Annotated in this window: 12 protein-coding genes and 2 pseudogenes; 7 read left to right on the forward strand and 7 right to left on the reverse strand. The window is 59.8% G+C overall.

Annotated features, from left to right (window positions below):
• The first annotated feature begins 67 nt into the window (after positions 1–67).
• Both CP49_RS24340 and CP49_RS43230 read left to right on the forward strand, forming a co-directional pair.
• Complete coding sequence (locus tag CP49_RS24340; protein WP_338060376.1) at positions 68–631, forward strand: DUF3305 domain-containing protein; 564 nt, start codon at positions 68–70, stop codon at positions 629–631.
• Positions 628–1,704 (forward strand): DUF3306 domain-containing protein, encoded by a 1,077-nt coding sequence (locus CP49_RS43230; RefSeq protein WP_082646202.1) that lies wholly within the window; start codon positions 628–630, stop codon positions 1,702–1,704. The genes CP49_RS24340 and CP49_RS43230 overlap by 4 nt, the downstream gene beginning before the upstream one ends.
• A 453-nt stretch (positions 1,705–2,157) precedes the next feature.
• On the opposite strand, the pseudogene CP49_RS47745 reads toward CP49_RS43230, so the two are convergent.
• Positions 2,158–2,277 (reverse strand): annotated as a pseudogene (locus CP49_RS47745) (formate dehydrogenase accessory sulfurtransferase FdhD); the annotation flags it as partial.
• A 477-nt stretch (positions 2,278–2,754) separates the two neighbouring features.
• On the opposite strand from CP49_RS47745, the gene CP49_RS24350 reads away from it, so the two are divergent.
• From CP49_RS24350 to rpoH, 3 genes are all read left to right on the forward strand, one after another.
• Positions 2,755–4,137, forward strand: coding sequence for a sensor histidine kinase (locus CP49_RS24350; RefSeq protein WP_057852711.1), 1,383 nt, complete (start codon positions 2,755–2,757; stop codon positions 4,135–4,137).
• 205 nt (positions 4,138–4,342) lie between these two features.
• Positions 4,343–4,702 (forward strand): hypothetical protein, encoded by a 360-nt coding sequence (locus CP49_RS46260; RefSeq protein WP_197423211.1) that lies wholly within the window; start codon positions 4,343–4,345, stop codon positions 4,700–4,702.
• Positions 4,703–4,982: 280 nt separating this feature from the next.
• On the forward strand, positions 4,983–5,915 hold the full coding sequence (gene rpoH / locus CP49_RS24360) for an RNA polymerase sigma factor RpoH (RefSeq protein WP_057852713.1): 933 nt from the start codon (positions 4,983–4,985) through the stop codon (positions 5,913–5,915).
• A gap of 79 nt (positions 5,916–5,994) precedes the next feature.
• Here rpoH and CP49_RS46265 read toward each other — a convergent pair whose 3' ends face one another.
• Positions 5,995–6,273, reverse strand: a complete 279-nt coding sequence (locus tag CP49_RS46265) for a hypothetical protein (RefSeq protein WP_057852714.1) — start codon at positions 6,271–6,273, stop codon at positions 5,995–5,997.
• On the opposite strand from CP49_RS46265, the gene CP49_RS49360 reads away from it, so the two are divergent.
• Complete coding sequence (locus tag CP49_RS49360) at positions 6,200–6,454, forward strand: DUF3551 domain-containing protein (RefSeq protein ID WP_420807642.1); 255 nt, start codon at positions 6,200–6,202, stop codon at positions 6,452–6,454. The two genes, CP49_RS46265 and CP49_RS49360, sit on opposite strands and share 74 nt — an antisense overlap.
• Positions 6,455–6,494: 40 nt before the next feature.
• Here CP49_RS49360 and CP49_RS24370 read toward each other — a convergent pair whose 3' ends face one another.
• From CP49_RS24370 to CP49_RS24385, 5 genes are all read right to left on the reverse strand, one after another.
• Complete coding sequence (locus CP49_RS24370; protein WP_245310838.1) at positions 6,495–7,811, reverse strand: sensor histidine kinase; 1,317 nt, start codon at positions 7,809–7,811, stop codon at positions 6,495–6,497.
• A gap of 118 nt (positions 7,812–7,929) precedes the next feature.
• Positions 7,930–8,607: a response regulator transcription factor gene (locus tag CP49_RS24375; RefSeq protein WP_057852716.1), complete on the reverse strand. Its 678-nt coding sequence runs from the start codon at positions 8,605–8,607 to the stop codon at positions 7,930–7,932.
• A gap of 356 nt (positions 8,608–8,963) precedes the next feature.
• Positions 8,964–9,206 carry a hypothetical protein gene (locus CP49_RS45050; protein ID WP_156438616.1) on the reverse strand — a complete coding sequence of 81 codons (243 nt, stop codon included), beginning with the start codon at positions 9,204–9,206 and terminating at the stop codon, positions 8,964–8,966.
• A 787-nt stretch (positions 9,207–9,993) separates the two neighbouring features.
• Complete coding sequence (locus CP49_RS24380) at positions 9,994–11,256, reverse strand: efflux RND transporter periplasmic adaptor subunit (RefSeq protein WP_057852717.1); 1,263 nt, start codon at positions 11,254–11,256, stop codon at positions 9,994–9,996.
• A complete protein-coding gene (locus CP49_RS24385; protein WP_057852718.1) occupies positions 11,253–14,435 on the reverse strand; it encodes an efflux RND transporter permease subunit in 3,183 nt (1,060 codons plus the stop codon). Before CP49_RS24385 ends, CP49_RS24380 begins: the two co-directional genes overlap by 4 nt.
• A 549-nt stretch (positions 14,436–14,984) precedes the next feature.
• Here CP49_RS24385 and CP49_RS24390 point away from each other — a divergent pair.
• Positions 14,985–15,881, forward strand: a pseudogene (locus tag CP49_RS24390) (heme o synthase); the annotation flags it as partial.
• Positions 15,882–15,906: the final 25 nt, after the last annotated feature.

The following is a 15,906-nucleotide window of genomic DNA, read 5'->3' on the forward strand; positions in this document are numbered from 1 at the left end:
CGGCAATTACGGATTGGTCCATGGCTTTGACCCGTAAACGAAGATCCCTGCCCAGCCCGCATAGTGCATGTCGTCCCGACGTCTACAAAATCAGCGATGGAGATCAAGCGTGAGATCAACTGCGCTCACTAGAATTGCGGTTGGTGTGGTGATCGAACGCTGCAAAGCGAAGAGCCCGTGGCTCGATTTCCTCTGGCGGCCGATCTCTGTGCTGGTTGGAACGCCGTCGGCCACACCCTGGACCCAGATCGGTCAAGAAGGCGACGCAACGACATTTTATGCGGGTGAGGCTGCGATCGAACTGCATCGGACCGAAACGGCGAACTATCGGGATAATCTCTCGTCCGGGACACCCGCGCTTTGGGTCGTGCTGCGACCGAGGCCTACCAATTCTTCGCGTCCCGCGTTCAACATCCTTATGGTTACGGCTGATCCCTCGGAGGGTGAAGCTTTGACCGATGCCGGCAATGATCTGGTCGCAACCGTTCCGATGCCCGCTTCGATTATCGAGACGATCGAGCTTTTCATCGCCGAGCATCACGTCGAGCGCCCCTTCAATAAGCGGCAGCGGGACCGAGGTGAGCCGCGGGTGCCTGGCCACCGCAGCGAGAATACGGAGAACAGCAAATGACCCGGTCAGAAAGCACCTTGTCGCGCTGGTCGCGAATGAAGCAAGAATCCGTCGAGGTCGGGGCACCGGACCGTTCATCGGAGCTCAAATCCATTGACGCAGAGCGTGCCGATTTGAACGAAGCAACGGCGACACCGGCAGCAAGCTCTCCAACCTCCCCTCCCTTCGACCCGGCAAGCTTGCCACCGCTGCAATCGATTGCTGCGGGTACCGACATCCGATTGTTTCTGGGATCAAATGTCCCGGTCGAACTAACGAAAGCTGCGCTACGCCGGACCTGGGTAACCGATCCGGCCATTCGCGACTTCGTTGAGATTGCGGAGAACCAATGGGATTTCAACGATCCAACCGCGATGCCCGGCTTTGGACCGCTAACAGCCAACGATGTCTCTGCTGTTTCCGGTGCACAACAAGCTCTTGCTGGGCTCAGAGAAGCCGAGCAGGCCCGCGGACTTACGAAAGACGCTGTCGATGCCGAGCCCATCCCAGACACGCGCCAGATTGATGAGATCGATCGTGCACGGGCGCAGGAATATGCGTTGCTCGCGGCATTGCTTTCACACAGTCCCGACACGCAAATGATCGAACGTTTGTCCCGCCTAACCGGCGATACGACCCAGCTGGGCGCTGCGCATGCGGAGCTCAGTGCGGCAGCCGCCGGCGTGCCACCAGAACAGATCGAGCGCGAACATTTCGATCTTTTCGTTGGACTTGGGCGTGGTCAACTTTTCCCCTACGCGTCATATTACCTGACGGGTTATCTCCATGGGCGGCCCCTCGCCCGTCTCCGTCAAGCCCTGAAGCAAATTGGTATTGAGAGGACGGAGGAAAACTCTGAACCTGAGGACCACGCCGCGGTACTTTTCGAAGTCATGGCCGGGCTCACCAGTGGCCAGATCATTGCTCCCCGCGAGACCGATCGGGATATCTTCGAGAACCATATCAAGCCGTGGATCGGGCGGTTCTTTTCGGACCTCGAGCATGCCGAATCCACGCCATTTTATGTGAGCGTCGGAAAACTCGGCCGCATCTTCATGGAAATCGAAGCAGAAGCATTCTTGCGTTCATCATAGGAACGTAAGCTGGGTGGCAGACGGGTTACTGCCATCGCCGTCGTGTAAGCGGCAAGGCTTGCGCTCAACAGCCGCGGCAGATGTTTCCGATGGCCCGATCAACGGCGGCTTCTTCAGGGGTAGGTTTTAGCATGGCGTCTGGAAGCGAAGAAACATCCGCCGCTGTCGGCTGACGATGTGGTGGAACAGGCGCGGTCCCCGTGAGGCGCGAATCTGGCGTCAGCGAGGGTGGGACGGTTGGATTCGCTGGGGTCATCAAGCCATGCGTCGTGGGCCCATGCATCCCGCCTTGCGCATAACTGGCAGAAAGTCCGGCCAGAACGAACACCACGGTCACTATAATAAGTTTTCGCATCTTACACTCCTTGCCATGGCATTGAACGTTTCAAACGTATATGCGTTCGCGCGATCTGACCGGTAGGCGATCACGTTCGCTAGCCCTGCAGGTAACTATCACGGCATTACCGTCCCGGCTCCATACAAGATGCGATGCGGATGCGTGAACAACTCGAACCCGTCAGTACGCGCGATGGCTGCAAGCGTGATGCCCGCGGCCTCCGCCAGGTTGTTGGCGCACTTTTCAGCACAAGCCCGTCTATGCATGCCTGAACACTTTCCGTTTCACGCTCATGATCTTGAGCGGACCGCCGGCAAGTAGACGTCGCTCTCCACGGCATTCCTTTCAACTAAAAACGAATTTAGCTTTCCGGCGTCCAGTCGATGACATTGAGCCAATCCTTACCGCCCGATACGGGCGCGAGAATATGGATTCGCCCTGGCACGATCACTCTGCGGCGACGCTAAAACCCTATTTAATGGTGAAATTAGTCCCGCGATCTTAGATCACGCTCAGAACGTTACTCTCGATGGGTTCATGTGGTTGTCGAGTGGACGGTGCGCTCCGCGCCCTGCGCCCCCGAACGAAGCGGGCGTGCGCCGTTTCATTTTTGAGAGGGCTGAAGTCACGACTTATCTGCAGCAGCAGTGGATCACCCCGCGCCCGATTGCGTTTCGGGGTGGACGCACCGAATGAAACCTGGATGATGCACGATGTTCGCAGGGATTGATTCATTCTCCGTGCAGCTTCCCGACGTTGTCCGCACCAGGACATTCCGCTGGGCCGCCGGTGCATTCGCGGTGTGCATCGTGCTGTTCTCGGCTTTCGTTTATTGGCAGGCTGTCGACTATATGTTGGCGAGAACGGATGCCGCCCTTACAGAGGAACTCCTCGCTATTGCCGCGGACTCTCCGGCTCGGCAGTTGAACGCTATCGACGATCGATTGAGCCACGATCCGCGTCGCATCAGACTTGCGGGTCTGTTCCGCCCGGATGGGCATCGAATCGCGGGCAATCTCGCGAGCCTTCCGCCAAGCCTCAAGATCGACGCTCCAGTTCAGAGCGTCGCGGCGATTCGGATCGATCCAAATGGCCCGGAAGAGATGACCGTTCGCGCAATTTCCCGCAACTTGCCGGACGGCAACGTGCTGGCGGTTGCCCGCAACATCGACGAACTGAAGCAGCTTGCGGAGGTCGTGGCGCGAGCCCTGCTATTGGGGTTACCCCTCGCCCTGTGCTTTGGCCTGGCGATCGGCATGGTCCTGAGCGTCAGAGCCCAGAAACGCGTGGCCGAATTTAATACACTCGTCCGCCGCATCGTCGCCGGCGATTTGCGACAGCGCCTGCGCACGCAGGGCCTTGACCATCCGTTCGACAAGCTTGCAGAAACCGCAAACGGAATGCTGGACGAAATTGAAGCTCTCGTGCGGGAGATGGCAGGGGTTGGCAACGAAATTGCTCACGATCTCCGTACACCGCTCACCCGGGTGCGCCTCGGCCTCGAACGAGGACGCGCCAATGCCAAGAGCCTCGAGGAGTTACAGGCGGCCACCGACCGGGCGATTGGTGGCGTTGACCAGTCATTGACGATCATAACCAAGCTCTTGCGGATCGCGGAGATCGAATATGGCGGACGCTTGAACGAACTCGACAATGTCGCGCTGCCCGACCTTGTCAGGGAAGTTGGCGATCTATACGCGCCCATCGCGGAGGACAAGCATATCACCCTGTGCGTGGTGGCGAGCGGTGATGCAACAGTGCGCGGCGACCGAGACCTGCTTCTTGAGGCAGTGGCCAACCTGGTCGACAATGCCATGAAATTCACACCTGTAGGTGGGTCTGTCGAGGTCGCCCTGGTCCCCGGCAAGAACGAATCCATCGTTCGAGTTTCGGACTCGGGACCCGGCATCCGGGAGGATGAGCGGGATGCCGTCATTCGGCGCTTCTACCGTTCGGACAAGAGCCGAACCACATTCGGGTTTGGCCTGGGTCTGAGCCTGGTGTCAGCGATCATCAAGCTGCACGGCTTTCGGCTCACGATAGCAACCGGTCCAGGTTGCGTGGCTCAGATCGCATGTACACTTCCTACCGTTTGAGTCTTACTTGTTTGATCCACGTTTCTGTTTGGCTCGAGCGGGCCGGATATTCAAGTCGGATGGTTGAACGAGAATTTAATGGAAAGCACGCGTGAGCATTCCCACCTCCAGTGTATCGTGACGTGGGCGGTTGCCTCGCTCAGACATGCCAGCGTCTGACCAAACCCTGTGGCGGAAAAGCCCGCCCATTCCAAAGGAGAATGTGATGAGAGGACGAGTTATGATGATCCTGGCAAGCGCGGTGTTAGCCGGCAGCCTTGCCACCGGTGCACAGGCACGCGGCGGCGGTGGCGGCGGAGGACACGGTGGTGGCGGCGGCGGCCATATGGGCGGGGGCTTCGGCGGAGGTCACATGGGTGGCATGGGTGGCGGCTTTGGTGGGGGCCACATGGGTGGCCTTGGCGGCGGTCGCATCGGAGGTTTTGGCGCGGGCATGGCGCATGTCGGTCACGAGCACTTCGGCGCAGGAAGGCGTCGTTTTGTTGGCGGCGGCTATTACGGCTACGGGCTTGATTGTCCCTATTACGGGTCTCCCTACACCTGGCCGTACACCTGCACTTACTGAACGGCTGCTGACCCAAGTCGCGCGGCCTTCGCTCTGGTGGGCTCACCTGGAAGAATTGGCGAACAAAACGCCAGCTCTGCCGGGTGGGCCCCCTCACCGTCGTAGGCGCCTCGCACCGTCTCCGTTCGAACGTCATGGGAATAGCTCCGCTCTTGAATTCGAATTTAATGTCCTAAACCTCAATTTAATGGCTCCGCCGCGCTCGACACCTATCATTTGGTGATCCGCTCGGGTTTCGAGTGCCGGAAGATATTCAATCTTCCATGATGGAGCGACTGGTATGGGCATTGAAGGGCAATTTGCAGGCCTCGCAATTCGAACACGGCGCGAACCAGCGCTAGCCAATGGTGGCACTGGTAAAGGCTATCTCCACGACATCCGGCGTTTCGCGATGCTCGAGAGGGAGCAGGAGTTTGAGCTCGCCAAGCGCTGGCGCGAGCACGGCGACCGTGATGCTGCCAACCAGCTTGTTACAAGTCATTTGCGTCTGGCCGCTAAAATCGCCATGGGCTACCGCGGCTACGGTCTTCCGGTCTCGGAAATCATCTCCGAAGGCAATGTAGGCTTGATGCACGCATTGAACCGGTTTGAGCCAGAGAAGGGCTTTCGCTTCACCACTTACGCGATGTGGTGGATCAAGGCTTCCATCCAGGACTATATTCTGCGCTCCTGGTCCCTTGTGAAAATAGGCACTACCTCGAACCAGAGGAAGCTCTTTTTCAAACTGCGAACCGCAAAGAGCAAGATTGCTGCATTCGAAAGTGGAGACCTGCGCCCGGACCAGGTCGCTTCGATCGCAAAGAGCCTCGATGTCACGGCCCAGGATGTCGTCGACATGAATCGACGCCTCGCCGGCGATAAATCGATCAATGCGCCGATACATAACGACACCGAAGTCGGCGAATGGCAGGACCATCTCGTCGATCAGTCGCCCTCACCGGAAGCCATCGTCGTCGAACAGGACGAGCAGGACTACCAGCGCAAGGCGCTGATTGCTGCAATCGACGTGCTGGACGACCGCGAACGCCGTATCTTCGAGGCGCGACATTTGGTCGACGAACCATCGACGCTGGAAGACCTCGCGGCCAAATTCAGCGTGTCGCGTGAACGCATCCGGCAGATCGATGCCCGCGCCTTCGAGAAAGTACGAAAGGCGGCCAAGAATCTTGCGGTAAAAGCGCATGTGGCGGAGCAGGAGGCTTGGAACCGCTGAACCGAGACTCGATGATTCCGCAGATCGCGACAAAGGATCGAGTCGGCGCTCGGAACGCGCCCACCAGCTCGACCTATCATCATCTCGTGGGCCTCCCCTCCAGCGCTGCTGTAGACCGCTCCGCGTCGAGCCACACTTTGGGGACCGGACGACGCGGAGGCAAGATCGCCGTTGCCCCAGAAACAAAGTTAAGTTTTTTATAGTCGATTCCGCCGTCGTGTGTCCCCATCTCGACGATTAGGCATTCAGTGAGTGGGAGACCCGACATGAACATGATTTCGTCCATGTTGTTAGCTTCGGCTATCGCGATATCGGTGATCGGTTTCGGCAGGCTGGAATCGGCAAAGGCAGGTCCCATCGTTCCTCCCGGACATGACTGTATCCAGTATGACGAGGGTGGGACGGATTGTAGTTTCACGAGCTATTCGCAGTGCGAGGCGACGGCTTCGGGGTTAGCCGCGGAGTGCTATGGCAGTCCAGTTCAAGATGACCAGTATTGGCGATGGAACAGCAAGACCCGCGGTCCGCACACCAGGTAGTCCTCCATCTTCGCATCGCCGGCTTTGGTAACGAGTTGTTTCAGCCTGATTGACGACCGGGACAAATGATCTCCATCCGGCCGCCGGGGCCTGAATGAATCGCCAGCCTGAAGCCGTGAAGCTTTACGATGGCAGCCACAAGGTTGAGGCCAAGCCCCACACCCGGCGTACTGCGGATCTTGTCCGACCGGTAGAAACGCCGCAGCACGGCCTCGCGCTCCTGTTCGCTGATGCCGGGGCCCGTATCTGTAATGCGCACGATAGTTTTTTTGTCGCCGCTTTCCAGCTCGATGCCCACCCGGCCGCCTTCGGGCGTGAACTTGATGGCGTTGTCAACGAGGTTGGCGACCGCCTCAAACAACAGATCCCGGTCACCAAGCACGTTAAGGTTGTATTTCACCTTGGCTCGCAAGTCGACCTTCTTGTTCTCCGCGATCGGCTCGTATAGGTCGCAGACCTCGCGCAGCATTGCGTGCAGGGGCACGCTGCCGAAGGCCGCCGAGCGCCGGCTGTTTTCGATTTCAGCCAGACGCAACAGCGCAGTGATAATGGCCAGCGACTGATCAATACTTGCGATCGCCTTATCTGCAACCGTCTGGAGCTGTTCGACCGTGGTCGCGTTGGTGCGGCCGCGTTCAAGAGCGAGCCGTGCCCGTGTCAGCGGCGTACGCAAGTCGTGTGCGATGTCGTTGCCGACGCCGGCGAGCGCGTGGATCATCGTTTCCATTTCATCGAGCATGCCATTCACGATGACGGCGAGCTTCGAAAACGGCTCGTCGGCGTTACGGTGCGGAAGCCGTTCGCTCAGATCACCGGCGATGATGCGCTGTACCCGTTTATTGACCTCTTCGACCCGCTTCTGGGCGCGCATGCTCAACAACGCCCCCGCCAGCAGGCACAGGCAAAGCGCCGGCAACAAACCCAGCGCGAGCGCCTGACCGACGACGTGGGAAATCTCCCTCGTTTCATCGACCTCACGTCCGATGACCAGCGTGTTGCCGTTCGGCATTGTTCGGGCGATCGCGCGGATGACGCGAGCGTCCCGCCCTGTCGGAAGCATCCGAGTGACCGAGACGTTATGGACAATATCGTTCAACCTGAGCTCGGGCGGAATCCGTTCCATGTTGCCGGCTATCCTGCGGCCGTCCGCGCCGAACAGTCCGGCATGTTGAACCCCGCGGGAATCCTGCTTCAGATTTTGATTGATCGCAGACAGCTGCTGTTCACCAGGCAGGCCAGCGATAAAGTCTAATTGGCTGCTGATCATCCTGTCGGACCGTGTGATCAGGTAGTCGTCGACCTTCCAATAGATGAAGCCGAACAGCGTAATGACGAAAACTGCGAACACCCCGGCCACCGCGAGGGTCCAGTGAAAAGTACTCGAACGTATGAATTGCGGTTGACGCATCGGATCTCGCCGCCCGGATATCGTGCTAGCCGTCAACGACGGCGCATTGCTCCCGGCCATTGTAAACTTATGGTCCCGCGCGAAGAATGAAGCCGGCGCCGCGGACATTGTGGATCATTGGGACTTCGCCGGGACCATCCACCTTATGCCGCAGGCGGCCCATATGCACGTCCACAAGATTGGTCGTCGGAACGAACTTGTAATTCCAGACTTCCTCCAGAAGCATGGCCCTCGTCAAAAGCTGATCGCTACGTTGCACCATATATTCGAGCAGGCGAAACTCGCGCGGCAGCAGATCGATGACGCGATCGCCGCGTTTGGCGGTGCGCTTGATCAGATCGAGCTCGAGCTGCCCTGCCCGCAGCGTCGTTTCGCGCGATTCCGCCGGACGGCGCAGCAACGCCTCGACCCGGGCGATAAGTTCGACCAGCGCAAAGGGTTTGGTGAGATAGTCGTCGCCACCCATCCGCAATCCGCGCACGCGGTCGTCCACCGCGCCTAGCGCGCTCAGCACCAGCACCGGAGTGCGCACCTGGTCCTTTCGCAGCGCCTCGATCACCGTAAGCCCATCCATTCCGGGCAACAGCCGATCGACGATCATGGCGTCCGGCCGCGATGATCGCGCCTTGTCGAGGCCATCGATCCCGTTGGCCGACCATTCGACTTCAAAACCGCGATCGGCCAGCTCGGCGGTGATTTCCTCAGCCGTCTCGCTATCATCCTCGATCAGCAGCACTTTTGTCATCAATCGATTCCCGACTGCGGCGAAAACATTCGCAGACCTTGAGGTTCCTACCCCCACGACTGCACGCTTGCCCGAGACCCCTGTCATGTCAACGACCACCTGCCATGGATTGCTCCCGAAAAGAGCGGGACGGCGCCGCCGCCCGCCTCATTCGGGGGCAAAAGGCTTGGCGTGCGCCGTCCGCTCGGCGACCATCTGCCACCGCCTGAGGGGGCAAGCGCGGTGGGGCCGCTCACGGGTGAATTTAGGCCGGGTCCGTCGCGCGCACCATTAAATAGGGTTTTAGAATTCGGAGCTGCCGCCGTCAGGACCTCTGCAACGTTTGATGGCCCCTGTCGAGGGAAGGCGTTACCCTCTCAACAGCCTGATGGCAATGGAGGCGATACGCCCGGCGTCGCAGCGGCGCCCGTTGCATTGGCTGGGGCCATCGCGGCTGGCGTCGCCAGGTTCATCGTCATGCTCTCGGCGCAAACCGACGTGTTCGGCGTCGGCACCACCGTCATCGTTGGATCAAGGCTGGTGGCGGCAAGCTGCGTGATGCCGGGCTGGATCGTGCCGGGTGGCGGACTTGCGGGAATTTCCGGCGTCGAGAGTGTCAAAGCAGCACCGTTGGTCGGGGGACCTCCCGGCGTTGAGCTACATATGGTTGTCGATGAGGTGCCCACCGGGGACACTGGCGATATGGTTCCGGTCGTGCTGGCGACGAGGGATGTGGGAATTGTTCCCAAGGGGGTTGATGACGCCGTTGTGGTCGACGGCGTCATCGCAGCTGTGCCACGCGCCATGGATGTGGAAACCGTGCCTGATGCCTTCGATAACATAGGCACGGGCGGTATGGTGATGGGAGTCAAAGGCAGGGGCGGCACTGTGGGTGGCTGCGGCGCCGGTATGGTCGTGCCGAAAATATCCGTCATGAACGATGTGGCCGGTTGTGCGGACAGCGTCAGGTATGGTGCAGTCCCGCTAGTTGTTGTGGACGCGGAGGAGGCCGCCAGTACTGCGGGCATCGTCGGTGCCGCGGAAACCGATGGCAGCGGTCCGGTTGCACCGCCTGTTGCTGACATGGACGTAACCGAGACCGCCGGCGTCCCCGGCGCGATTTGTCCTGTCGGTGCAGCGCAAGTCACGACTGTCCCCGGCATTGTGGGGTCGGACGCCAACGGGACGGGTGCCAACGTCGTGCCGGGAGTGCCTGGCTCGGTGACCGCCGAGAACGGACTAGGACCATTGAGCGGGGATGTCACGATCGTTCCCGGCGTCGTTGGAAGGCCCATGGCTGTGGTGCCCATTGTGGAGACCTGCGCCAGACAAGCGCTGGAGCCCGCTAGCAGGGCCGCCATCGTGAACAGCAAGCGTCGCATCGCGTCTTCTCCTCCCCTGCTCTACCTAACCAGGTTGCGCTTTTCGTACCGAGACCTTGCTGCCTTCCGCCAAGCCCACCATCGGATTGAGGATGACCTGGTCGTCGGGCTTGACGCCGTCATGAACCTCGACCTCCTTGCCGAAGTCGCGTGCGATCGTGATCTTCTGCAGATGGACGGTGCCATCTTGGACAACCGCAACGTGCAAGCCATCTTGATCGAAAACGACAGCGCCTGCGGGAACAATCATCGCTGGCGTCTTGCGTGGAATAAACAGCTCGACCGAGCAGTAAATTCCGGGGCTGAGCGCGCCGTCCGGATTGGGAACATCGATCTCGGTCAAAAGCGTCCGGCTTCCGGGCTGCAACGCGCTCGCTATCCGTGTCACCTTGCCCGGAAACGTACGATCCGGAATCTCGGGGACACGAACCACCGCGTCGACGCCGGGTCCAAGCCCGAACGCCTCGTCCTGCGGGACGAACACCTGCGTTCGGATAACGTTGGGGTGCATCAGCGTAAACATGAAGGTCGATCCGGATGTCACCAGGCTGCCGTTGTCGATGGCGCGCTGTGTGATCACGCCGTCGAACGGCGCCACCACGCGCTGGTAGGCCTTCTCCTGCCCAAGTACTCGAACTTGAGCCTCCTGGGCTGCAATATTCGATTGAGCCACTGCAACAGCAGCCTGCTGTGCCTGCAGGGTGAGGCGATCGTTGTCGCCTTGCTGAAGTGTGAGCCATCCCTGCTTGACCAGATTGCTGTCACGCGCATTGGTGACCTGGGCGAGGTCCCGGCTTGCCTGCGTTTGCTGCAGTGTGGCCTGGTTCTGAGCCAGCGTCGCCTTGGCTTGCGTAATCTGATGATCGAGCTCAGGGGCCGTGATGTTCGCCAGCAGCGCTCCCGCCTTTACCTGATCGCCGATATCGACATAGCGCTTTTCGATATAGCCGCTGGTACGGGCGAAAATGTTCGCGGCCTCAAATGCTGTGGTGGTCGCCGGCAACGTGACGGTTATCTTGCTGTCGCTGGCACGGACCGCGGCGACGCGAACATCGGGGACAAACGCCCTGCTCTGCTGCGCGGTGGCCATGACGTCGACCTCCGCCTGGTAATGGCGCCAGGCGCCCGCGCCAACGCCGCCCACGAGTAGCAGCAACGCACTTCCGCCGAGCAGCGCCCCTCCGTAACGACGCCGCCGCTTGCATGGTAGCGCAACAACGCGATCTGACTTAGGGTCAGTCCGGTTCTCGGCATTTTCATCTGTGGGCCGCGCACTAATGTCGGTCATTCCGGGACCTCCTCAAATACGCCATGGTGAGGCTTTCCGTCGTTGCCCTTGCGCAGGATGGCGAATAGGTAGGGCACGATCAGCAGCGTCGTCGGTGTCGCAAACAGCAGCCCGCCGATGACGGCGCGTGCGAGCGCCGCGTTCTGCTCCTCGCCCGCGCCTCCGATCGCCATCGGGATCATGCCGACCATCATGGCTGCAGCCGTCATCAGCACGGGACGGATCCGGGTATAGCCGGCGCTCAGGGCGGCCTCAAAGGCGGAGTGCCCTTTCAACTGCTGCTCGCGCGCGAAGGTCACGAGTAGTATCGAGTTCGCCGAGGCAACGCCGACCGCCATGATCGCTCCCATCAGCGAGGGAACATTCAGCGTGGTGCCAGTGACGAACAACATCGTGACAATGCCGCAGAGTGTCGCCGGCAGCGCCAGAATCACGACGAACGGGTCGCCGAAATTCTGATAATTCACAACCATCAGCAGATAGACGAAGACCGCGGCGAACAGCAAACCGATACCCAGATTTCGAAACGAGTCGTTCATGCTCTGGATCTGTCCGATCACCTGAATTGAATTGCCGGGCTTGAGTGTCTTCTGCAGCTCGGTCGTGACCTTGTTGATGTCAGCGGCAACGCTGCCGAGATCACGGCCCTGCACACTGGCATACACATCAAATACCGGCTGGATGTTGGTCTGATTGGAGTTCGTGGCGATCTTTTCCCGCTTGAACGTCGCGACGTTGCTGAGCATGCCGGGGACCGTTTGGCCACTCACCGCGAGCGAAGTGGAAACCGGCGTGTTTGCGAGCGCATTCAGCGAGTTGACCTTGTACTCTGGCGTCTGCACAGCCAGATAATACGGAATCCCCGAGATCGGATCGGTCCAGAAATTGGGCGACACCTGCTCCGATGAACTCAGGCTGACATTGATGTTGGTAGCGATCGTGCTGGCATTGAGACCAAGCTGCGCCGCGCGGGTCCGATCGATCTGGGCAAAGAAGGCCGGACCGTCGACTTCCTGCTGCAGATGCGCGTCGACGATGCCGGGAATCGCGGCAAGGCGTTGGCGAAGCTCCCTTGCGACCGCGAGATTGTTGAGATCGTAGCCCACGGTTCGGACGTCGATCTGCGCCGGTAACCCGAAGTTCAGAATCTGCGTAACGATATCGGCGGCCTGGAAATAGAATGTAGCCTCCGGAAATGCGGCGGGCAGTACCTGACGCAGTTTCTTGATGTAGTCGGCGGTCGGCTTGTGTCCCTCCTTGAGCGCCACCTGGATGACGCCATCGTTGATCCCGATCGTCGAGCCATCGGCGAATGCGAGATTGTAGGCTCGCGCCGGCAGTCCGATATTGTCGACGATCATCAAGCGGTCCTTCTCCGGAATGACCTCGCGGATCTTGTCCTCGACCGCCTGGAACATCGCCTCCGTGCTCTCGATGCGCGTTCCCGCAGGAGCGCGTACATGCAGCTGGATCTGCCCGCCGTCGATCAGCGGGAAAAAGTCGCGCCCAACAAACGTAACCATCACCGCGCCAAGGCCGAGTATCAACACGGCAACGACGGGAACGATCGCCTTCCGCCGAAGCAGGGTCGTCAGGAGCTTCGAGTATCCATCGCGCAGCCGATCGAAGCCGCGGTCGAATGCCGCCGTCATCCGCGAGAACAGGCCTGCCGGCGCCCCCTCACCCGTGTGGCGACGTTCACTCCTGAGCAATAGCCCGATCGTGATTGGCGTCAGGGTCCGCGATAATCCATAGGAAGCCAGCATCGCAAACACGACGGCCAGTCCCAGCGGCGTGAACAGGTACTTGGCCGGTCCGTCGAGGAACACCACTGACGTGAAGACGCAGCTGATGGCGAGCGTCGACACCAAGGTAGGCACCGCGATTTCGGCGGCGCCATGCAGCGTCGCCTCGGAGAGCGGCATGCCTTCCTCCGTCCATAGGCGATGGGTATTCTCGATCGTCACGGTCGAATCGTCGACCAATATGCCGACCGCCAGCGCAAGGCCCCCGAGGGTCATCGTGTTCAGGGTTTCGCCGAGAAAATACAGCACGGTGAGTGACGACAGGATCGCCAGCGGAATTGAGATCATCACCACCAGCGTCGAGCGCCATGAACCCAGGAAAACCAGAATCATCAACGCCGTGAGGCCGGCCGCGATGGCACCTTCGCGCAGGACACCATTGACGGAGTTCTTGACGAATACCGACTGATCGAACAACTCCTTGACGTTGAGCCCGGCCGGCGCAGCGGCTCGGATGTTCTGCAGCGCCTGCTTCACGCCATTGACGACCGCCAATGTGGAAGCATTGCCGTTCTTGATCACGCTGAGCAGAACCGAGCGGCGGCCGTCTTCGCGCACGATGTTTTGTTGCACCATGGATCCGTCACGGACCTGCGCCACGTCTTTCAAAAAGATGGTGGCCCCATTTGAAAACTTTACCGGCATCATGTTGAGATCGTCGATAGATGCCGGCGTCGCGTTGGTTCGCACCGTGTATTGGGTTTCTCCGATCTTCGCTGTTCCCGACGGCAGCGTCAGATTCTGCGTATTGACCGCGTTCACGATGTCGAGCGGCGTCAATCCTCGGGACAGGAGCTTGTCCGGGTCGATATCCACCATGATCTGACGATACTTGCCGCCGGCCGGCGTCGGCAGAGTGACGCCAGGCACCGGCGCCAGTTGCTGCCGGACCCGATAGATACCGAAGTCATAGAGCTGCTGCTCGTTCAGGCTGTCCGAGCTGAGGCTGAGCTGCAGCACGGGAACGCTCGACGCATTGAACTGCACAACGATCGGCGGCTGGATACCGGGCGGCATCAACGAGCGAATGGAATTGGTAGCGGAGACGATTTGCGCGATAGCGAGGTCGAGATTGACGTTCGGCTGGAAGTAAATCTTCTGGATCGACAGACCATTGAGCGTCTGCGCTTCCATGTTCTTGATGCCGTTGACGTTCGCACTGATGGAATATTGGCTGTAGGTGGTGACGCGCTGCTCCATTTCCGGCGTGGTAAGTCCGGTGTATTGCCAGATCACGGTGACCACCGGGATTTGGATTTCCGGAAATATGTCCGTCGGCATCGACCGGATGGCGGCGACGCCGAGAAACAGGATCAGTGCTGCCAGCACATAGAAAGTGTGCGGAAGCCGTAGCGCAAACCGAACGATCCCCATCCTCTGTCCTTACTGCGTTCCGCGTAAACGGCATTGCGAGCCGGCCAACAAATCTACTGGAGCTGGCCCATACATGGCGGCCGTTCGCAGCACTCTCAATTAAAAACCGATTTAGACTTTCGCAGTCGTTCGCGGTCTCCGCCAACGGCGGCGATGTAAACGTTCGTATGATCCTTCGAACCCTTATCCACATAACTGACCGTACCCACGTACAATTGAGCGAACCATCCGGGCGCCTCTACTCTCGGTGCTACTCGACAACCTGCAGTGACTGAACGTCTACTACTCCGGTCAACTCAATGTATCAGCGGCGCCACCTCGCGATGAATGCGAACACATCGCAGCACATGCTGTACGAATGGCCGGCTAATCTGCACCGGTTCCGATCGACACGATTGTGAACAGGACGAACCGGCGATGCTGCCCTCCGGCGACACTGGAAATGGCCAAAGGCTTCACCCCGTACATCATCAGGCCGTGATCAACGGACGCGGCGACGAAGTCGTCCGACTGGCAAAAACAAATCTCTGGCGCTGAAAGACTTTGACCATGAAGATCACAGCCATCTCCCTTGCTCGCCCGCGAGTGCTGCCCCGCTCCGGTTTGACGACACGGGTGCCTGATTTTCTCGCCCTCATGAAGCCACGCGTGATGTTGCTTGCGGTGTTCACCGCATTCGTTGGGATGATGATTGCACCGGTTTCTTTCGATCCACTACTCGGCTCGCTTGCGATGGTCGCAATCGCCGTTGGGGCCGGCGGCGCCGGGGTGCTGAATATGTGGTACGACGCCGACATTGACGCCGTGATGGCCCGTACGGCGCGGCGTCCGATCCCTCGCGGCCGGATTTCGCGCCGAGCAGCGCTTGCGTTCGGCTTATTTCTTTCCTGCGGCGCGGTTCTCGTCCTTGGTATGGCGACCAATGTCGCAGCTGCTGCCCTGCTCGCCTTCACGATCTTCTTCTACGTCGTCGTCTACACCCTCTGGCTGAAACGGATTACGCCGCAGAACATCGTCATTGGCGGATCTGCCGGCGCACTTGCTCCGGTGGTCGGCTGGACCGCCGCCACCGGCAGCGTCGCCATTGAGCCGGCCATTCTGTTTCTGATCATCTTCCTGTGGACGCCGCCCCATTTCTGGGCGCTGTCGCTCAATCGTGCAGACGAATACGGCCGTGCCGGCGTGCCCATGCTGCCGGTCGTTGCCGGACGGACCGCAACGACGCTGCAAATCCTCATCTACAGCGTTCTGTTGATACCGACCTCGCTGCTGCCATGGGCGCTCGGGTATGCCGGAGCGCTATATGGCGTGGCTGCCCTCGCCAGCGGAGCGATCTTCCTTGCGCTGGCGTTGCAGCTGCGTTGGAGGCAGGAGAGCGATCGGCGAGCGGCACAGCGTCTGTTCCTGTTTTCGATCTCCTATCTGTTCTTGCTGTTTGCCGCACTGTTGACCAACGCCATCGGCGATCGAT

This window comes from Bradyrhizobium valentinum (assembly GCF_001440405.1).
Lineage (GTDB): Bacteria > Pseudomonadota > Alphaproteobacteria > Rhizobiales > Xanthobacteraceae > Bradyrhizobium > Bradyrhizobium valentinum.